Genomic DNA, 18,670 nt, shown 5'->3' with positions numbered 1-18,670 from the left:
AACGCGGCGCCGAGCGCGCGCCGCTCACTGCGTCTTGAGCGCTTCCGCAATCTGGTCGAGCGCGGAACGGTCTTCGATCGTCGTGAGGTCGCCGGTATCGCGCCCTTCGGCGAGCGCTTGGATCGAACGGCGCAACATCTTGCCGGAGCGGGTCTTGGGCAAACCGGAGACGAAATAGACGCGGTGCGGTCGAGCAATCGCGCCCAAGAGTTCGTCCACTTTTTGCTTCACTTCCGCTTCGAGCTTCTGTCGCGCTTGCGTGGTTTCCACCAGCGTCGGGTCTTTGACCACCGCAAATGCAACCGGCAGTTGTCCCTTCACTTCGTCATGTACGCCAACTACCGCCACTTCGGCAATCGCGGTATGTGATTGCACCGCCTCCTCGATTTCGCGCGTTCCCAAACGATGCCCCGCCACGTTGATCACGTCGTCGGTGCGCCCCAGGATGAAGTGGTAACCCGCTTCGTCCTTGATGCCCCAATCGGCCGACGAATAGACGAGCGGCTCTTTGAAGAGGCTGAAGTAGGAGCTGATGAAGCGCGCTTCGTCTCCCCACACCGAACTCAGACACCCCGGCGGCAGCGGTGGCAAGACACCGACAATTCCTTTCTCGTTTGGCCCACACTCGGTGCCGTCTTCGCGGAAGATCTTTAGGTTGTAGCCATAGACCGGAAACCCCGGCGAACCGTACTTGATGGGCTTTTCTTCGATCCCGCGGCAGATCGCGAGCATCGGCCAACCGGTTTCGGTTTGCCAGTAGTTGTCGATCACCGGCTTGCCCAGCGCTTCGTGGATCCACTGGTGTGTGGTTTCATCGAGCGGCTCGCCAGCGAGGAACAGATGCTTGAGGCTGGAGAGATCGGCACATTTCAAATACTTCGGATCCTGCTTTTTGAGCACCCGAATCGCGGTGGGGGCGGAGAACATCACAGTGACACGGTATTGCTCGACCATCCGCCACCAGATTCCCGGGTCTGGGCGCAACGGTGTCCCTTCGTACAGGATCGTCGCCATGCCCGCCAGAAGCGGCCCGTAGATGATGTAACTGTGACCGACCACCCAGCCGATGTCGGAAGTGGCGAACATCGTTTCGCCGGCTTTGCCGCAGAAGATGTAGTCCATCGACGCCGCGAGCGCCACCGCGTAACCGCCCGTGTCACGCTGCACCCCTTTGGGCTTACCGGTAGTGCCGGAGGTATAGAGAATGTAGCTGGGATGGGTCGATTCGACCCACGCCACCGGCACGGAAGCATCGAGATGCTGCGCGCGCAGGGTCGCGTAATCGAGGTCGCGCCCTTCGATCCGCGGAAACCCTTTGTCGAGCCCACGGTCGACGATCACCACCTTCTCGGGCGGCGTTTTGGCCAACGCACACGCCTCGTCCACCAGATGCTTATAGGGAACCGCTTTGCCATTGCGCATTCCGGCGTCGGCTGTGATCATGATCTTCGGTTGCGCGTCGTCGATGCGGGTGGCGAGCGACGCCGACGCAAAACCACCGAAGACCACCGAATGGATCGCACCGATGCGCACCGCCGCGAGCATCGCAAACGCCGCTTCGGGAATCATCGGCATGTAGATGAGCACCCGATCCCCTTTCCGAACGCCCAGGCTGAGGTAGATCGCAGCCATGCGCTCCACCTCGCGCTGCAGTTCCGCGAAGGTATAGCGCTTCTCTTCGTTCGTTTCCGTGGAAACGGTGATCAGCGCCGTGTCGTTCGGGCGCTCTGCGGCGTGGCGATCGACCGCGTTGTAGCAGAGGTTGGTCTCCCCCCCTTTGAACCATTTGACGAACGGCGGCCGCGAATAGTCGCAGATTACTTCCGGCGCTTTGTGCCAGTAGATCCGCTTCGCCTCCTCCGCCCAAAAAGCGTCGCGTTCCTCGATCGAACGGCGGTAAAACGCTTCGTATGCCCCCATGGCTTCCCTCCCTCGAACGCACAACAAGACTAGCCATAATTATGCATCATTCATCACTGATACGAACCACCGTGCGTCCTTTCGCCTTCCCGGAAATGAATTCGTCGAAAATCTTGGGTAGCGCCGTGAGCGGCACTTCGCGCGTGATCGCTTTGAGGTGTTTCGGTTTGAGGTCGGTCGCCAACCGCTCCCACACCTTACCGCGCAATGGGAAGTCGGTGTAGGCCGAATCGACCCCCAAGAGACTCACACCGCGCAAGATGAAGGGGAAGACCGTGGTTTCGAGCTTCGGCGACGCGGCGTTACCGATCGACGCCACCGTACCTGCCTGTTTCATCGTCGCCAACATCCAGTGGAGGATCGGGCCGCCGACGTTGTCGACCGCACCCGCCCAGCGGCTTTTTTCGAGCGGCCGCGTCGCCGCGAAATCGATCGTGTTGCGATCGAGCACCTCCGCTGCCCCCAGCGTTTTCAATTGCTCGGCCTCTTCGGGTTTACCCGTGAGCGCAACCACGTGATACCCCCGGCCCGCCAGCATCTGGATCACCAACATCCCGACACCACCCGACGCGCCGCTCACCACCACGGGTCCCGCATCCGGCTTCAAACCTTCGTGTTCCATCCGCTCGACCGCCAGTGCTGCGGTGTAGCCCGCGGTACCCAACGCCATCGCTTCGAAGAGATCGAGGCCTGCAGGCAACGGCACGATCCACTTCGCGGGAATCCGGGCATACTCGGCATAGCCCCCGTGGTGCGACACCCCGATGTCGTAGCTCGTCGCGATCACCGCATCACCGGGCCGAAAACGGTCGTCGCTCGACTCGACCACCGTTCCGGCGAGATCGATCCCGCCGATACAGGGAAAACGCCGAATGATCTTCCCTTTACCGGTTGCCGCCAACGCATCCTTGTAGTTGATGCTCGAATAGTGAACCCGAATGAGCACCTCACCGGGGTCGAGCATTGAAAACGGCACCGACTCCAACGCGGCGCGCACCCCCCCTTCCGGGTTTTCCCGAATCATCAATGCGGTAAAGGTCTCACTCATCACACTACTCCTCTGTGTGTCAACAAAAGAATGGCTCGAAACCTTGTCTATTCTAGACGGAACGGCGCTCGAGCACCACCGCGAAAAAGCCGTCACAACCATGAACATGGGGGAAAAGCCGTACCGCTTCGGGCACACCATCGGTTGGACACGGGCCATTGACGAACGCGGTGCCGTGCGTACCGTGCTGCCAATCCGCGGTCAATTCGTTCCATGGCAGCGGCGCGAACGCAGGGTGCGCCGCGAGAAAAGTCTGCACCACGCGGTCGTTCTCTTCGGGCAGGATGCTACAGGTGACATAGATCAGCCGCCCGCCTGGCTTCACCAACCGGGCCGCCGCCGCTAGGATGCTCGCTTGCTGCGCGGTGAGCGCCGCCACCGTGGCTTCCGTTTGGCGCCATTTGAAATCGGGATTACGGCGTAATGTTCCGATCCCGGAGCACGGCACATCGACCAAGACGCGGTCGGCTTTTCCCGCCAGCCGGGCAAGCTTTGGGTCGTGCTCATCGGCGATCGCCATCGGTTGGACGTTCGTTGCGCCTGCACGCGTCAAACGGGGATGCAAACCCGCGAGGCGCTTTGCGATCGCATCGCACGCGTAAATCTGGCCGCTATTGACCATCAGCGCGGCCAACACCAGCGTCTTGCCGCCGGCGCCCGCGCAGAAATCGACCACCGTCTGTCGCCGCTTGGGTGCGACCAACCGGGTGACCAACTGACTCCCTTCGTCCTGCACCTCGACGATACCGTCGCGGTACAACGGATGGCGTTGCAAGGCCACCTTTTCAGCCAGGCGCACGCCCCACGGCGACCAAGGCGTTTCGTGCGCCTCGAGCCCTTCGGCCATGAACGTAGCCATCACGTCGCTGCGCTTCGCTTTGAGGGTGTTGACCCGCAGATCGAGCGGCGCTGGCTGGAGCATACTCGACGCGATGCGCTGCGTTTCCTCCACCCCATACGCGGTCACGAGCCGTGCCCACAACCAATCGGGCATGCTCAGCCGTTCGGCGTCACGCCAGGCGTAGCCCGCAATCGCCGCTTTGCGCTGCGCCAACCACTCCCCCTCTTCTCGCCGGAGGAGCGGCGCCAGTTGCGCCACCGAAACGCCTCGTCCCACCACCAACCATGCCAGCAGGAGATGGCGCGGCGCGGTACTCTCGGCCCAGACGGTGAGGCGGCGATAGTGGCGAATCACGCCGTAATAGGTTTCGGCAACCCATGCGCGATCGCGCTGCCCCAACCGGGGCCAGGCGCGCAAAAACGCCGAAAGCACCTTGTCTGCCGGTGCCGCAAAGGTCAGCGCTTCCGATAGCGCCTGAACCACGGCCTGCACCCGTTGCGGATGCCATTCAGCGCGTAAGTTCATAGGCAAAATCACCCTCTTCCCCGTGAATGTTCAGGCGCACCAAACGGACGATCGGTGCGACCTGCCACTCGACGGTCACCTGCCAATCCTTATTTTCGGTTTCAGCTTGGAACGCCAACCCAGGAACCGTCCGCCCGTCCGGCAACGTCACCGATTGCGTTTCCGCGACGCGGTAGGTGATGGTTTTGGCGCGCTTGACCCCAAGCAGTACCGTCTTGCCGTGTGGTTTTCCCGCTGCGGCGCGCGCGGGTAACGACAAAAGAAGGCTCAAAAAATCCTGAGCCGTCGCTGGTGCTGCGTAGCGCAGCGTACGTCCTTTCCGGGTAACCACGACCGCGTCCCCGGCACGCGCGATCACCTCATCGTCCTTTCCTGGCCGCTCGCGCAAAGACCGCTCGGGCACCCACCACCCAGACACCACGCGCCCTTCGCTCACCCGGGTTTCCGAATAGTTGCTCAAGAGCGCAGCCAACCCGGTAGTCTGGGACGCGAGGACGATGCGATAGCGCCCATCCGACGCAACCTGCCATTCCAAGCGCGCGGTCCCCAGAGGCACCCCCCCTTTTTTGACCGTGTACTGGGCGCGCCCCTCACTGGGCAGATCGAACGCCGCGTGTGCCGCATTTCCGAATGCGACCACCGCACAGAGCAACATCACCAACCGCGCCACTAAACGCGCCACCCACCGGCCATGCCCACGCCACCCGATCGTCATATGTGTGCTTCCTCGCGTTCCGTCGTTGCTGGCACATGCAAGGCGGTGTCGGGAAAGCGCGCCTGCGCCACCACGACTCGTCCCTCCGGGGTCAGCGAGATCCGACCTTCGACGAACCAGCGGATCGCTTGCGGATAGATACGGTGCTCTTCGCGCAACACCCGTGCGGCGAGCGTCTCTGGCGTATCCTCGGGCAACACCGGCACCGCCGCTTGAACGATGATCGGCCCGTGGTCGAGCGCCGGCGTGACGAAATGGACCGTTGCGCCATGCACCCGACACCCTTCGGCAATCGCGCGCTCGTGGGTGTGCAAGCCGGGAAACGCTGGAAGGAGCGACGGGTGGATATTCATCATTCGCCCTTCGTAGCGGCGAACGAACGCTTCGCCCAAAATGCGCATGAACCCCGCGAGCACCACCAGATCGGGCCGATAGTGGTCGATGCGCTCGGCAAGCGCCGCATCGAACGCGTCGCGCGTCGGGAACGCCTTGTGATCGACCACCTCGGTGGCGATGCCATGCTGTTGTGCGAAGCGCAACCCCGCGGCGTCGGGCCGGTTGCTGATCACCGCAGCAACCGTCGCGCCGGGAATCTGCGCCCGCACGATCGCCTCCATGTTGCTCCCCCGCCCCGAAATCAAGATCACTAAGCGCTTCTCCGCAGCCATTGCCGCTCCTCATCGTCCGTGCTTCGCTCGATTGTACACCTGTCGTACAATCAGGCGATGCCGATCCAGCTTCTGCCCGACACCCTCATCAACCAGATCGCCGCAGGCGAAGTGGTCGAACGGCCGGCGTCGATCGTCAAAGAACTCGCAGAAAACAGCCTCGACGCCGGCGCCACCGAAATCGCGATCCACCTCGAAGCGGGCGGTATCGAACGGGTCTGCGTCCGTGACGACGGCTGTGGGATTCCCGCTTCGGAACTCCCGCTCGCGGTAGCTCGCCACGCTACGAGCAAGATCGATTCGCTCAAGGCGCTCCTCTCCGTCACCACCAAAGGGTTTCGCGGCGAAGCGCTTGCGGCGATCGCCGCGGTCACCCACCTCACGATCGCGTCCCGCCCCCGTGAAGCGCCGCACGGCATGAAGCTCGATGCCCGCAGTGGCGAGCTCACTCCATATGCGATGGCTCCTGGGACCGAGGTGGACTGCCGCGCCCTGTTCGATACGGTCCCCGCGCGGCGCAAATTTTTGAAAACGCCGCAGACCGAAGCGCACCACGCGATCGAAGCCGCGCGGCGGCTGGCGCTTGCGCACCCACAGGTGGCTTGGCAAGTCACCCACAACGACAAACTGGTGTGGCGGCTTGCGCCCCAATCTGCTGAAGCCCGCTTTTTGGCGCTTTTTCACACTGACCCCGCCGAATGGCGCTTGGCACACGCCGAAACCCCCGCCGCGCAACTCCTGGGTTGGGTGATCGAGCCCCGCTTCGCCCGGAAAAGCGCGCGCCAGGCGCTTCAATACCTCTTCGTGAATGGTCGAGCGGTTCGCGACCGGCTGCTCGCCCAAGCCGTGCGCCAAGCCTACCACGATGTCTTGCACGGCCACCGCCAACCGAGCTACGTGCTCTTTCTCACCGTCGCGCCCGAACTCGTCGACGTCAATGTCCATCCGGCAAAAAGCGAAGTGCGCTTTCGCGACCCCAACGCCATCTTCCGCTTGGTAAACGGTGCGATTGCGCAAGCGCTGGCACCAACGGTGGTATTCCCGCAGCCACTCGGCACCGAGGCCACCGAAGCTGCTGGTAAAACGCAACCTCCGCTTGCTACGGAGCGCGCAACAGCGCCCGCGACCCGCGCCATCGTTTCGTCCCCGGCCGCCCAGCAACGGCTGCCGTTTGGCACATCGACCGTGCGCGACAGCGCCAACGCCCGCTACCTGGCTTTTGCCGCGCACGCCTTTGTAGACGCAAACACCGCGCGATCGGAAACCGCCACCCCCGCACCCACGACCCCGCCCGGCGCGCTTCCCCCGCTCGCCCCTGCGCACGAGCACGCGGCGCCTGAGGTGGCAGCCCCCTCACCGCCCCCCGTCGAACCGTCTGCGACGGAGCCCCCGCTGGGTTACGCGCTTGCGCAACTGCATGGCATCTACATTTTGGCGCAAAACCGCCGCGGGCTCGTGCTCGTCGATATGCACGCCGCACACGAACGCATCCTCTACGAACGGCTGAAACGTCACTACGACGAAGCGGCGCTTCCCGCGCAACCGCTCCTGCACCCCGTCCCCGTTCGGCTGAACGGCGCGGCGCTCGCCACCTTCACCGAACACCGCGTCACGTTGGCACAGCTGGGGCTCGAAGCATCGCTGCTCGATACCGAGACGATCGCCGTGCGCACCCATCCGCCATTCGTCGCGCCGCGGGAAATCCCCGCGCTCGTTGCCGAACTCCTCGAAACCTTGCGCGATGCCCCCACCAGCAACGCGGTCACCGCGCGGCGGGACGCGCTCCTTGCTCGCGTAGCCTGTCATGGCGCAGTGCGAGCAAACCGCGCGCTCACTCATGACGAGATGAATGCGCTGTTGCGCGATCTGGAAGCGACCGAACGGGGCGGCCAGTGCAACCACGGGCGCCCCACTTGGATCGAACTGCCGCTCGCCGCACTGGACGCCCTCTTCTTACGAGGCCAATAGGTGGCAAAGATCCACCGCGCCGCAGTGTCACCCCCGCACACCAAGCCTCACCGGGAACGGAGGCAAGGCACCCTCCCGACCCAGGTCACCCCTTCGTCCAATACCACCACCCGAGACCGACGGCGACCAACCCGACCATTGCCCAGCCGATGCGGTCGACCCAACGGTGCAGCGTCGCCTCCAAACGGGGACCGCCCCACGCCATGAGCCCGGCAACGAGGAAAAAGCGCGCCCCGCGGCCCACGAACGACGCGATCGTGAACGGCATGAGCGCCATCTGCAGCACCCCGGCGGCGATCGTAAAAACTTTATAAGGAATCGGCGAAAACCCTGCGATGAAGACCGCCCAGACGCCCCACTCCGCGAACCAGCGGTGTGCCGTCTGATACGCCTCCCAATAGCGAGAGGTTTGCAGCCACGGCTCGATCAAGCCAAATGCCCCCCACCCGATCGCGTAGCCGAACAATCCGCCCAATACCGAGGTCACCGTTGTCAACAGTGCCAAGCGCCACGCCCGCTGCGGCTGCGCCATCGCCATCGGCGCGAGCATCACGTCCGGAGGGATGGGGAAGAAAGACGATTCGGCAAAGGAGAGCAAAGCGAGGAACCAAGGCGCACGGCGGTGGCGCACCCACTGCATCACGCGCGCGTACCAGGAAGAAAAGAGGCGCATCACAACCTTCCGTGACCCGAAACGCCCGCGATTCTAACCCGCATTTACTTGCGCCACCACCAGAAGAGGAGCGAAAGGAGGAGCGACACCACGATGCTCGTAGTGATCGGAAAGTAGAAGGTGAAATGCTCCTTCTCGACTACGATATCCCCCGGCAAACGCCCGAAGGGCAATTTACTCAGCCACGGATATAGGAGCGCAAGCAGAATGAGCGCAACACCCAGCCAGAATAGGAGCTTTTGCATTGCTCATCGCAATTGGCAAGCGGAAAGATTGGCGGAGAGGGCGGGATTCGAACCCGCGTGCCGGTTTTACCCGACCATCCGATTTCGAGTCGGCGCCGTTATGACCACTTCGGTACCTCTCCGCATCCCATAGGCTGTGCTATGGTGCCGTTGGGCGGACTCGAACCGCCGACCTACTGATTACGAATCAGTTGCTCTACCAGCTGAGCTACAACGGCGCAGAAAGAAATTATAACAAAAAACCGTTGGCAAAAACAACGCATGTGGAGACGCACGCGATCGCAGTGACATTGATCTGGCGCAAAGACAGAACAGCCAATTCAGCATAACATTATGGACGATGCAAGAAGAACCAGAGAGCTATAGTCAAATCTGGTGTATGACCTGATCAGGCGGCGTTCCTGCTTTCGTCGGTTTCGCGTTTGTCATTGACTTCCACTCCGTCCCTGAACTTTACTCCTTCGACAACCTTGGCAAGGTAGTTGAACCCTCGTATCCGCCGCCAGCGTTTCTGTGCGCTCATTCCCAGTTTGTACAACGTTGCCAGCAGGGTGTTTCGGCTCACGCAGCCTTTGGCCTGGTCACTCCGGTGGCGAATCGTGGCAAAGGCCGACTCAATGGGATTGGTCGTGCGAATATGCACCCAGTGTTCGGCCGGAAAGTCGTAGAAGGCCAGAAGGGCCTCCCGGTCCTTTTCCAGGCAGGTCACCGCCTTCGCGTATTTGGCTTGGTATGTCGCAACGAAATGGTCGAAGGCCTTGTGGGCTGATGCCCGGTCTTCGGCCATCCAGATCTCCTGCAAGGCTTTCTTGACCTTGGGCTGAACGGCTTTGGGCAGGTAGTTCAGTACGTTGGCCGTCTTGTGCACCCAGCAGCGCTGGTGACGGGTTTCGGGATACACTTCCTCGAGCGCCGCCCAGAAGCCCAAGGCGCCGTCGCCTACTGCCAGTTTCGGCGGCACATCAAGGCCGCGCTGCTTCAGCCCCAGCAGCACCTCCCGCCAGCTCTGGGTCGATTCCCGAATGCCATCCTCGATGGTCAGAAAATGTTTCTCGCCCCATTCGTTGACGCCGATGATCACCAGGGCGCACAGCTTCTGGCCCTCGGCCCTCAGGCCGCTGTAGATGGCGTCTGCCCACCAATAAACCCAGCGCACCCCTCTCATGTCCCGCTGGCACCATTCGGTATATTCCGCTTCCCACTCCCGTTTCAGGCGGCCAATCACCGAAGCAGACAGCCCTTTTGCCTCGGGGCCGACGAGCACCTCCAGGGCCTCTTTCATCTGGCCGGTCGAGATGCCCTTCAGGTAGAGCCACGGCAGAGCGGCCTCCACCCGACGGGCCTTGCGCACATACGGCGGCACCAGTGAGGAGCGAAATACCACCGATTCCTTCCCACGGCTGCGCACCTTCGGCACCTTCACCGTTACCGGTCCTACGCCGGTCAGAATTTCCCGCTCCGGCAGATAACCATTGCGAACCACCGCACGGCGCCCCTGTTCGTCTGTCTGCCCCTCATACTTTGCCAGCATCTCGGCCAGCTCCGCCTCGATCGCTTGCTGAATCAGTCGCCTGGCGCCATTGCGCAGCAACTCCGTCAACGAGTCCTCGATACCCCCTGGCATCAACAAAGAAACGATGTTATCTTTACTCATGGTGGCGTGCTCCTTTGCTGTTCATCAGTTCGGTAAAACCGATTTCAGCAGAGTACGCCGCCCTTTTCAATCACTCCGTACACCAGTTTCGAGCATAGCTCGACAAGGAAAAACTATGAACGCACCCCAACCCCTGCGATCGAATCAATCGTCATCCTGGCTTCCGGCACACAGCCTCACCATTGCGCTCAACGATAGCAGCGTGACCCGCACCGAGCACCCTTCTGATGCGATCACCGGACCGATCGAATACGGTTGGCGCGCCTACCAACAGCATGGGCGCAACGCCTTTACGTTCGGCATCGGGCGGCTTGCCGATTCGCCCCTTGCGGGCGCACGCCGTCTCTTCGTCTGCGGCTACAGCCACCAATGGGAAAGCTTTTATCTCTCCTCCGCGGGCGGCGTCGCGTACACCTTCAAACATTTCGGCATCCCCTGGGTGACGCTCGTCGGACGCGCGGCGCAACCGTCGGTGCTGATCTTGCGTCACGACGGCAACGCAGCCACCGTCACTCTGGAGCCGATCCCCGATCTCGAGTCACTTTGGCGCGACGGGTATCGGCGCGCCAGCGACGGCGCCCAGCTCACTGGCGCACTCGCCGTTCAGCAAGCGATGCTCGACCGCTTCGGCGTGGCATTTCCGCCGAAACAGGTGCGAGCGCTCGCGGTCGGTCCGGCTGCGGCAGTCACGTGGGAGGGAACGATCGTCTCGAACCCGGTCGAAAAAGGGGCGATCACCTGGGTCACCGAATTCTGTGGCCGCGGCGGGATGGGCTCGACTTTGTTCCGCGATTTCAACATCGCGGCGCTTCTCGTGGGCGGCGCATGGGAGCCTGCGAAAGAGTCGACGAAAGCATACGACCCCGATTTCGAAGCACGATTTGGCGATCGCTACGTCAAAGTCGAGCAGCGCACCACCGTAAAATACTCGTTCGACCCCAAGACGGGTACCGGCGGCACCTTCGGTTCGAACTACGCCGCAATGGGAGACAAGATCCTGTCGTTCCACTACCAGAGCGTCTTCGCACCCAAAGCGGAACGTCTGGCGCAGATGGAGCGCTTCGTGCTGGGCCACTATTGGAAACAGTTCCAAGAAGAGACCATCGCGAACAAGCAGTTCGAACACTGCGGCGAACCCTGCTCGGTCGCATGCAAAAAGATGAACGGACCGCACAAAAAGGATTACGAGCCGTACCATACGCTGGGCCCGCAGATCGGGATCTTCGACCAGCGCGCCGCTGAACGGGTCAATGACGTCGCCGACGCAATGGGATTCGACGCGATCCAGCTCGGCGGCACCCTGGGTTGGCTCTTCGAAGCGATCACCGCGGGTGATTTCGACCCCACTGAACTCGGGCTCCCCCCAGCACACCAACTGCGCTTTCGCGGCTTCACCGCCGACCCGGCGCAGTTCGACCTCGTCGCCGACAGCGCCGCGAACGCCGACTACGCCCTGCGCACGATCGACGCGATCCTCTGGGATGAGCGCGCCGCCCCGCTGCGCGAAGGGATCCGCGTTGCAGCGAAGACCCTCAACGCCCGCTACCCGCAGACACGGCCGGGCGACCGCGCGGTTTACCTCGCGCACGGCGAACGCGGCGCGCTCGTCCCCAACCAATATTTCGTTCCAGGGATGTTCAGCCCGATGCCGATCATGGGCAAATACTACGTCTTCTACGGCTACGATCTCCTTTCGCCGGAAGCGCTCGGGCAATGGAACGTCGCGCGGATGATCGGTGAGCTCATCTCCGACAACGCCGGGATGTGCCGCTTCCATCGCGCCTGGGGCGAACCGATGGCCGAACAACTCTTGGCGAACCACCGCGGGCTTCCCGCCGACTACAACGAACGGGTGAAGCGCCTCGCCCAAGAGCTCTTCGCTGCCGAAGAAGCAGCGAGTCGTTTTTGGGAGACCCCCCGCTTGATCGAACTCTTCGCCCACTACTGGCGCTGGCAGCGCGAAAACGGAGTGGACCTCTCACCAGTCGCCGCATTCTTCGCTCCTGAAGCGCAACCGGGTGAAACCACCGAGCAGACGATCGACCGTTTGCTCGCTGCAAACGACCGCACCACCTGGCAACGTTTGGCGCAACGCTATTGGAACACGGTGCGTGAAGCGCAGATCGCAGCGATGGCCCAGGCGCACCAACGTTGACCTGGGTCAAAGCCGCTTTCCCGCTCTTTTGCTACGATCGGCGGCCGCGCGCTTGCGCACCCGTGAGGTAAGCGCTCCCCGCTTACCTAGGCGCCGAACGGGTGCTGACGCAGGATCGTCTCGCTCCGTTCGGGGCCGGTGGAGATCACGTCGATCGGCACCTCACAGAACTCTTCGATGCGGTGCAGATAGGCGCGCGCCGCTGCGGGCAGCTCCTCCCACCGCTTCGCGCCGTAGGTGCTCGCCTGCCACCCCGACCAGGACTCGTAAATGGGTCGGCACCGGGCCACTTCGTCGGCCCCCATCGGCAGCAGATCGACGCGCTTGCCGTCGATTTCGTACCCGACACAGAGTTTGAGCTCCTTGAGCCCGTCGAGCACGTCGAGTTTCGTGATGCAGAGCCCCGTGACCCCGTTGATGATGAGCGAACGCTTGAGCGCCGCGAGGTCGAGCCAACCGCAGCGCCGTTTACGCCCGGTGACGGTGCCGAATTCACGCCCTTTGGTCGACATCTGCCAACCCGGCGTCCCTTCGGTTTCGATGTCGAGCTCGGTCGGGAATGGGCCACCCCCGACACGCGTACAGTAGGCTTTGGTGATTCCGAGCACATAGTGCAACCGCCCCGGACCGACCCCGGCGCCCGCTGCTGCGGCACCCGCGACACAGTTGCTCGACGTCACGAACGGATAGGTTCCGTGGTCGATATCGAGGAGCGTGCCTTGCGCCCCTTCGAAGAGCAGGTTTCCGCCCGCTTTGTTGATACGGTAGAGTTCCGCAGAGACGTCGGCGACCAACGGCTTGACCGTTTCGGCGTCGGCAAGGAGTTGCTCCCAGAACGATTCGAGCGTCACCGGTTCGGCGTCGAGCACCGTGGTGAGCAGATGGTTCACCAACGCCAGGTTGGCTTCGATTCGATCGCGCAGCCGCACCGGGTCGAAGAGGTCATAGACACGCACCGCGCGCCGCGCCACCTTGTCCTCATAAGCCGGGCCGATCCCTTTCCCAGTGGTGCCGATCTTACTGTTACCGGTGCGCGCCGCTTCCCGTGCGCGGTCGAGCGCCACGTGATAAGGCAGGATCAGCGGACAGCCGGGGCTCACCTTGAGGCGGGAACGCACCTCGATCCCCCCCGCTTCGAGCGTCGCAATCTCTTCGCAGAGGTGGTGGATGTCCAGCACCACGCCGTTGCCGATGAAACAGGCCACGTTGGGACGAACGATCCCGGAAGGAACCAGATTGAGCTTGAAGGTCTGGTCGCCGATCACCAACGTATGTCCGGCGTTGTGACCGCCTTGGAACCGAACGACCCCGTGTGCGGAATCGGTGAGCCAGTCGACGATTTTCCCTTTCCCTTCATCGCCCCACTGCGTTCCCACCACGACCACGTTTTTGGCCATCGCTACCGCTCCCTACTCCTCGACTCGATTCATTCCGCAAAAGGCACCACGTGCCAGGCGCCTCTTTCCCAAACCAGCTGGCGCGTGCACCCCGCCTCAAACCAACTTTCGCGGGGGTGTCCAGGCAATTCGTCGACCACCACCTCTCCCGCTGCGCGCAGCGCAGCGACCCGCTCCACAAGCGCGGTGCGCTGCTTTGCCGGGGCGTCCGCACCCAACGCGGGTGCAAGGATCGCGCCGGGGAGCGGAGAAAGCGGTAAGAGCGTCACCACCGCACGCAAGTCGATCGAAAAGCCGGTAGCAGGCCGCGCCCGTCCGAACGCAGCGCCCATGCCGTCGTAGCGCCCACCCAACGCCACCGCAGCGGCGCTTCCCGGTGCGAATGCAGCGAACATCACGCCCGTGTGGTAGTAGTAGCCGCGCAAATCGGCCAGATCGAACCCCACCGCAGCTCCTTCCGCTGCAAGCGCCTTAGCGAGCGCGGTGAGTTGCGTGAGCGCCGCGGCGATCTCGGGCCAATCGGGCAAGCGGCGGCGCGCCTCGGCTAAGACCTCCTCGCCACCGTAGGCGTGTGGCAGCCAGAGCAGTGCTGCCCGTACCTCGGCAGGCAGTTCCTGTCCCGCGAGGAAACGTTGCAGATCGGCGCGATCTTTCGCGCGCAACAGGGTGAAGAGCGTCTCCGCATCGGCTTCGCACCAACCCCGCGTGAGCGCCCGGAAGATCGCCATGTGCGCACACTCCAGACGAACGTGCCGCAGTCCGGCTTCCGCTAGGAGACGAAGCAGCAAACGCGCCACTTCGCAATCGGCTTCGACGCCAGCATGCCCGTAGAGTTCGGCACCCAACTGCCAAGGTTCGCGCACCGCGAGGAGATTGGCCGGGCGCGCGTGGGCAACCGGTCCGGCATAGCACAAGCGGGTCACCCCGCTGCGGTTCAACAAATGGGCGTCGATCCGCGCAATCTGCGGGGTCATGTCGGGACGCACCGCCACCGGCTTGCCGGTGAGCGGATCGACCACCTGAAAGGTCCGTTCCGCAAGGTCCCGCCCGGAACCGACGGTGAGCGCGTCCAGATACTCGATGAGGGGCGGCGCGACCAACTGATAACCGTGCCCCCGCAGCCGGTCGAGCCATTGCCGCCGCAACGTCTCGAGCCGCTCCGCCGCAGGCGGTAATTCGTCGCGGAAGTGGTCGGGCACCGTCCACAGCGTCATCGCGCCCCCTCGGTCGCTGCAGCGTCGCCGCGGAAATGGCGGAAGAATTCGCTCGTGGCATCGAGCACGAGCACGTCGTCGCGGCGGGCAAAGCTCGCGCGGTACGCTTCGAGGCTTCTGTAGAAGCGGAAGAATTCAGGGTCGCGTCCAAACGCCTCGTTGAAAATCCTTGCCGCTTCGGCGTCCCCCTCACCACGAATCTTCTGTGCTTCGCGGTACGCCTTTGCGATGATCACCTCACGTTCGCGGTCGGCTTCGGCGCGGATCCGTTCGGCATCCGCCGCCCCTTCGGAGCGCAGGTTGTTCGCCACCCGTTTGCGTTCGGCCTCCATGCGGCGATAGACCGATTCGGAAACCTCTACCGGCAAGTCGACGCGTTTGAGCCGGACATCGACGATTGCAACCCCAAAGGTGCGTGCGTCCTTGTCGGTTTTTTGCCGCACCTCCTCCATCACCCGGTACCGTTCTCCAGAGACGACGTCATGAACAGTGCGCAGACCGAACTCTTCACGCAACGTGGCGTTTACCGTTTGCATGATGCGGGTGCGCGCTCGTAGCTCATCACCCGCCAGCGAAATGAAATACTGCTTCGGATCGACGATCCGCCATTTGACGAAATGGTCGACCAACACGTTTTTCTTCTCCGAGGTGATAAAGCGCTCCGGATCGGGCGTATCGATCGTCAAAAGCCGCTTGTCGAAAAAACGGACATTTTGGATCAGCGGCATCTTGAAATGGAGCCCGGGTTGATCGATCACCTGCCGCACTTCACCGAATTGCGTCACGATCGCATAACGGCGCTCGTCGACCACGAAGAGGCTCATCGACGCCAATACCGCAACGATCAGCGTCACTCCAATCAAAAGCGTGGCTCTTGGGTTCATGGGCGGCTCTCCCGGTCACGCGTCAAGGTTCGGACCGCGTCTCGGGCGCGGTCGAGCAAACCCGTCGAGGGGGACGCGACGCCGCTGCTTTGGGGCGAAACCGCACCTGAGACGGCGTCACGCAACAGATCCTCAGGAGATTGACTGGCGTCGCTGGCGGGTGCGGCTCTGCCCGCACCGCGCTGCTGCCCCAGGATCTCCGCAAGCGGCAACATCAACAGGTTGTTGGACGATTCGACATCGACCAGCACTTTGCTCGTGTGGGTAAAGACCTGTTGCATCGTCTCGAGGTAGAGCCGCTCGCGGGTGAGCGCCGGTGCCTGCCGGTACTGCTCATAGAGGCTCAAGAAGCGCTGCGTGTCCCCTTCGGCTTGCGCGATCACGCGCGATTTATAGGCCTGCGCCTCTTCGATCATCCGCGACGCCGTCCCGCGGGCACGCGGAATCACGGCGTTGGCGTACGCTTCGCCTTCGTTGCGCAACCGTTCACGGTCTTGCCCCGCCTTCACCGCGTCGTCGAACGCGGCTTGCACCTGCTCGGGCGGTTGTGCGTTTTGCAACGTCACCCGCACGATTTGAATTCCGGTTTGATAGCGGTCGAGCATCTGTTGCATCAACGCTTGGGTGCGCACCGCGATCTCTTCCCGCCCTTCGTAGAGGACGAAGTCCATCTTGCTCTTCCCGACGATCTCGCGCATCGCGCTTTCAGCAACCTGTTTCACGGTCTCGTCCGGCGCCCGGTCGCGGAAGAGGTAGTCTTCAGGCGATTTCAAGCGGTACTGCACCGCGAAGAAGATCGTGACGATATTTTCGTCGTCGGTGAGCATCAACGCTTCGCGCAGATTTTTGTTGCGTTCACTTCCCCGATAACCGACTTCGACGGTGCGCACTCCGGTGAAATCGACCAGTTGGTGCGATTCGATCGGCCACGGCAACCGCCAGCGCAACCCAGGCTCGGTGGTTTCGACATATTTTCCGAAGCGCAATACTACGGCGCGCTCGTTCGCTTCCACTTTGTAAAAACCGGAAGCGAGCCACAGGGCAAGCGCTGCGACCGCCAGCAACCCGATGAACAGGGAGACGCGGCGCGGATCGCCGCCACTACCGCCAGCTAGGGGACCGCGCGGACGACGACCACCCCCTTTGCCTCCGAACAACGCGTTCAGCCGTTCGTTGAACTCGCGCCACACTTCGTCGAGGTCAGGCGGTCCATCATCGGGCCGTTGCCCAGACGGCCGCTGTTGCGGCCCGTGCGATGCGTCTTCGGGGCGTTGCCGCGGATCGTCATCGCCCCAACGCGGATCGTTCAAGGACATGGTGATACTTCCCTCTCAAGCGGTTCCCAGAATGGTTCGGTGTAATCCTGTGTTGATGCGCTGTTCGTCTCGGTGTTCTTTTCGCCGGACGAAGCGTTGGTAGCCGTATGCAACCGCTCGTCGATCGCGGCGCGCAGCAGCTCGAGCCCAGCGCCGGTTGCCGCACTCACGGTGACGCGCCGAATCGTACCACAGCCGTCACGGACCACCTCTGGGCTTTGATCGAGGAGATCGATTTTGTTCCCCACTTCCAAGACAGGAACCGACTCGGCACCGATCTGCCGCAGCGTTTCGGTCACCGCCTCGTGCTGCGCGTCGTTGTCGGGGCTGGCGAGATCGCTCACCACCAGCAGCAGATCGGCCTCTTTCACCTCTTCGAGCGTCGCATGAAACGCGGCAACGAGGTCGTGCGGCAGATCGCGGATGAAGCCCACGGTATCGGAGAGCACCACGTTACCCGTTTGCGGCAGCCAGATCCGCCGCGAGGTGGTGTCGAGTGTGGCAAAAAGTTGGTCTGCCGCGTACGTTTGCGCTTTGGTGAGCGCGTTGAAGAGGGTCGATTTGCCCGCGTTGGTGTAGCCGACGAGCGACACCTGTGGCACGCCGTATCGCTGCCGGCCGCGACGTCGGGTCGCCCGCTGTTTTTCCAGCCGTTGCAATCGCGCTTTGAGCCGATTCACCCGCGCGCCGATCAACCGCCGGTCGGTTTCGAGCTGCGTTTCGCCGGGGCCGCGCAAGCCGATCCCCCCACGTTGCCGCTCCAAGTGGGTCCAACCGCGGACCAACCGGGTGCTCAGGTATTCGAGCTGTGCGAGTTCGACTTGCAGCTTCCCTTCGGCGCTTTTGGCGCGCAACGCGAAAATGTCCAGGATCAAGGTATTGCGATCGACCACCCGGCACGCGAGCGCTTGCTCGAGATTGCGCTGTTGCGCCGGTGAGAGCGCATGGTTGAAGACGACGAGATCGGCCCCGTGTTCGCGCACCAGCGCAGCCAACTCGGTGACTTTACCCGAACCGAGGAAGGTGGCGGGATCGGGTTTGGCGCGACGCACGGTCAGTGCGCCGACGATTTCCGCGCCGGCACTCACGACGAGCTGGCGCAACTCTTCCAGCCGCTCGGCAACGCGCCCTTCGCCGAAATCGATTTGGACGAGCCAGGCCCGCTCGCCGAAACGCGGGCGTTCGAACATCAGGCTTCTTCGCTTTCCCCGTGAACTTCGCGCAAGGTCACCGGGCGCGACGGCACGACCGTGGAGATCGCGTGTTTATAGACCATTTGGGTCACGGTGTTCTTGAGGAGCACCACGTACTGATCGAACGACTCGATCTGACCTTGCAATTTGATCCCGTTGACGAGGTAAATGGAAACCGGCACGCGCTCACGGCGCAGCAGGTTGAGGAAAGGGTCTTGCAGTTGGAGGGCTTTGTTGCTCATCGTTCTCGACTC

At 62.7% G+C, this 18,670-nt stretch carries 16 protein-coding genes and 2 tRNA genes; 2 read left to right on the top strand and 16 right to left on the bottom strand.

Features of this window, described 5'->3' with window-relative positions; all coding sequences use genetic code 11:
• Positions 1–24: 24 nt before the first annotated feature.
• Genes ACYQ4Z_RS01300 through purN form a run of 5 tightly spaced genes read right to left on the bottom strand, consistent with a single transcriptional unit; the run spans position 25 to position 5,717 of the window.
• Entirely contained in the window at positions 25–1,920 is a 1,896-nt protein-coding gene (locus ACYQ4Z_RS01300) for a propionate--CoA ligase (protein WP_459859795.1), read from the bottom strand.
• Positions 1,921–1,966: 46 nt separating this feature from the next.
• On the bottom strand, positions 1,967–2,968 hold the full coding sequence (locus ACYQ4Z_RS01295; protein WP_459859793.1) for an oxidoreductase: 1,002 nt from the start codon (positions 2,966–2,968) through the stop codon (positions 1,967–1,969).
• A gap of 52 nt (positions 2,969–3,020) precedes the next feature.
• Complete coding sequence (locus tag ACYQ4Z_RS01290; protein ID WP_219972260.1) at positions 3,021–4,334, bottom strand: RsmB/NOP family class I SAM-dependent RNA methyltransferase; 1,314 nt, start codon at positions 4,332–4,334, stop codon at positions 3,021–3,023.
• On the bottom strand, positions 4,318–5,049 hold the full coding sequence (locus ACYQ4Z_RS01285; protein ID WP_219972261.1) for a DUF3108 domain-containing protein: 732 nt from the start codon (positions 5,047–5,049) through the stop codon (positions 4,318–4,320). The genes ACYQ4Z_RS01290 and ACYQ4Z_RS01285 overlap by 17 nt, the downstream gene beginning before the upstream one ends.
• Positions 5,046–5,717 carry a phosphoribosylglycinamide formyltransferase gene (gene purN / locus ACYQ4Z_RS01280; protein ID WP_219972262.1) on the bottom strand — a complete coding sequence of 224 codons (672 nt, stop codon included), beginning with the start codon at positions 5,715–5,717 and terminating at the stop codon, positions 5,046–5,048. The genes ACYQ4Z_RS01285 and purN overlap by 4 nt, the downstream gene beginning before the upstream one ends.
• A 57-nt stretch (positions 5,718–5,774) precedes the next feature.
• Between purN and mutL the strand changes: the two genes are divergently transcribed.
• Entirely contained in the window at positions 5,775–7,685 is a 1,911-nt protein-coding gene (mutL, locus tag ACYQ4Z_RS01275; protein WP_219972263.1) for a DNA mismatch repair endonuclease MutL, read from the top strand.
• An 85-nt stretch (positions 7,686–7,770) separates the two neighbouring features.
• On the opposite strand, the gene ACYQ4Z_RS01270 is transcribed toward mutL, so the two are convergent.
• The 5 genes from ACYQ4Z_RS01270 to ACYQ4Z_RS01250 form a co-directional block, all read right to left on the bottom strand.
• Entirely contained in the window at positions 7,771–8,358 is a 588-nt protein-coding gene (locus ACYQ4Z_RS01270) for a YqaA family protein (RefSeq protein WP_219972264.1), read from the bottom strand.
• A gap of 44 nt (positions 8,359–8,402) precedes the next feature.
• A complete protein-coding gene (locus ACYQ4Z_RS01265; RefSeq protein WP_119334524.1) occupies positions 8,403–8,603 on the bottom strand; it encodes a DUF2905 domain-containing protein in 201 nt (66 codons plus the stop codon).
• Between the two features lie 29 nt (positions 8,604–8,632).
• A tRNA-Ser gene (locus tag ACYQ4Z_RS01260) sits at positions 8,633–8,725 on the bottom strand.
• A 20-nt stretch (positions 8,726–8,745) separates the two neighbouring features.
• Positions 8,746–8,821 (bottom strand) — tRNA-Thr (locus tag ACYQ4Z_RS01255).
• Positions 8,822–8,991: 170 nt separating this feature from the next.
• Positions 8,992–10,257, bottom strand: coding sequence for an IS256 family transposase (locus ACYQ4Z_RS01250; protein WP_287683922.1), 1,266 nt, complete (start codon positions 10,255–10,257; stop codon positions 8,992–8,994).
• Between the two features lie 202 nt (positions 10,258–10,459).
• Here ACYQ4Z_RS01250 and ACYQ4Z_RS01245 point away from each other — a divergent pair, with 202 nt between their 5' ends.
• On the top strand, positions 10,460–12,412 hold the full coding sequence (locus ACYQ4Z_RS01245; RefSeq protein ID WP_219972265.1) for an aldehyde ferredoxin oxidoreductase C-terminal domain-containing protein: 1,953 nt from the start codon (positions 10,460–10,462) through the stop codon (positions 12,410–12,412).
• A gap of 86 nt (positions 12,413–12,498) precedes the next feature.
• Here ACYQ4Z_RS01245 and ACYQ4Z_RS01240 read toward each other — a convergent pair whose 3' ends face one another.
• Genes ACYQ4Z_RS01240 through hfq form a run of 6 tightly spaced genes read right to left on the bottom strand, consistent with a single transcriptional unit; the run spans position 12,499 to position 18,658 of the window.
• Positions 12,499–13,809: an adenylosuccinate synthase gene (locus ACYQ4Z_RS01240; protein ID WP_119334522.1), complete on the bottom strand. Its 1,311-nt coding sequence runs from the start codon at positions 13,807–13,809 to the stop codon at positions 12,499–12,501.
• A 29-nt stretch (positions 13,810–13,838) separates the two neighbouring features.
• A complete protein-coding gene (locus ACYQ4Z_RS01235) occupies positions 13,839–15,023 on the bottom strand; it encodes an ATP phosphoribosyltransferase regulatory subunit (protein WP_438438643.1) in 1,185 nt (394 codons plus the stop codon).
• The gene (gene hflC, locus ACYQ4Z_RS01230; RefSeq protein WP_459859789.1) at positions 15,020–15,907 is read right to left on the bottom strand and encodes a protease modulator HflC; all 888 of its coding nucleotides are present in this window, start codon (positions 15,905–15,907) and stop codon (positions 15,020–15,022) included. The genes ACYQ4Z_RS01235 and hflC overlap by 4 nt, the downstream gene beginning before the upstream one ends.
• Positions 15,904–17,223 (bottom strand): FtsH protease activity modulator HflK, encoded by a 1,320-nt coding sequence (gene hflK, locus ACYQ4Z_RS01225; protein WP_119334519.1) that lies wholly within the window; start codon positions 17,221–17,223, stop codon positions 15,904–15,906. Before hflK ends, hflC begins: the two co-directional genes overlap by 4 nt.
• Positions 17,214–18,413 carry a GTPase HflX gene (gene hflX, locus ACYQ4Z_RS01220; RefSeq protein WP_459859788.1) on the bottom strand — a complete coding sequence of 400 codons (1,200 nt, stop codon included), beginning with the start codon at positions 18,411–18,413 and terminating at the stop codon, positions 17,214–17,216. The genes hflK and hflX overlap by 10 nt, the downstream gene beginning before the upstream one ends.
• Positions 18,413–18,658: an RNA chaperone Hfq gene (gene hfq / locus ACYQ4Z_RS01215; RefSeq protein ID WP_119334517.1), complete on the bottom strand. Its 246-nt coding sequence runs from the start codon at positions 18,656–18,658 to the stop codon at positions 18,413–18,415. The genes hflX and hfq overlap by 1 nt, the downstream gene beginning before the upstream one ends.
• Positions 18,659–18,670: the final 12 nt, after the last annotated feature.

Source organism: Hydrogenophilus hirschii, assembly GCF_054656675.1.
The sequence above is the reverse complement of the archived record's forward strand: the minus strand, read 5'-3'. Positions and strand labels throughout refer to the sequence as shown.

Bases quoted from the DNA above. Each gene is read 5' to 3' on its own strand.
- ACYQ4Z_RS01290 (WP_219972260.1), bottom strand. From the start codon at position 4,334: ATGAACTTACGCGCTGAATGGCATCCGCAACGGGTGCAGGCCGTGGTT.
- hfq (WP_119334517.1), bottom strand. From the start codon at position 18,658: ATGAGCAACAAAGCCCTCCAACTGCAAGACCCTTTCCTCAACCTGCTG.
- ACYQ4Z_RS01295 (WP_459859793.1), bottom strand. From the start codon at position 2,968: ATGAGTGAGACCTTTACCGCATTGATGATTCGGGAAAACCCGGAAGGG.
- purN (WP_219972262.1), bottom strand. From the start codon at position 5,717: ATGGCTGCGGAGAAGCGCTTAGTGATCTTGATTTCGGGGCGGGGGAGC.
- ACYQ4Z_RS01300 (WP_459859795.1), bottom strand. From the start codon at position 1,920: ATGGGGGCATACGAAGCGTTTTACCGCCGTTCGATCGAGGAACGCGAC.
- hflX (WP_459859788.1), bottom strand. From the start codon at position 18,413: ATGTTCGAACGCCCGCGTTTCGGCGAGCGGGCCTGGCTCGTCCAAATC.
- ACYQ4Z_RS01270 (WP_219972264.1), bottom strand. From the start codon at position 8,358: ATGCGCCTCTTTTCTTCCTGGTACGCGCGCGTGATGCAGTGGGTGCGC.
- ACYQ4Z_RS01240 (WP_119334522.1), bottom strand. From the start codon at position 13,809: ATGGCCAAAAACGTGGTCGTGGTGGGAACGCAGTGGGGCGATGAAGGG.
- mutL (WP_219972263.1), top strand. From the start codon at position 5,775: ATGCCGATCCAGCTTCTGCCCGACACCCTCATCAACCAGATCGCCGCA.
- ACYQ4Z_RS01285 (WP_219972261.1), bottom strand. From the start codon at position 5,049: ATGACGATCGGGTGGCGTGGGCATGGCCGGTGGGTGGCGCGTTTAGTG.
- hflC (WP_459859789.1), bottom strand. From the start codon at position 15,907: ATGAACCCAAGAGCCACGCTTTTGATTGGAGTGACGCTGATCGTTGCG.
- hflK (WP_119334519.1), bottom strand. From the start codon at position 17,223: ATGTCCTTGAACGATCCGCGTTGGGGCGATGACGATCCGCGGCAACGC.
- ACYQ4Z_RS01265 (WP_119334524.1), bottom strand. From the start codon at position 8,603: ATGCAAAAGCTCCTATTCTGGCTGGGTGTTGCGCTCATTCTGCTTGCG.
- ACYQ4Z_RS01250 (WP_287683922.1), bottom strand. From the start codon at position 10,257: ATGAGTAAAGATAACATCGTTTCTTTGTTGATGCCAGGGGGTATCGAG.
- ACYQ4Z_RS01235 (WP_438438643.1), bottom strand. From the start codon at position 15,023: ATGACGCTGTGGACGGTGCCCGACCACTTCCGCGACGAATTACCGCCT.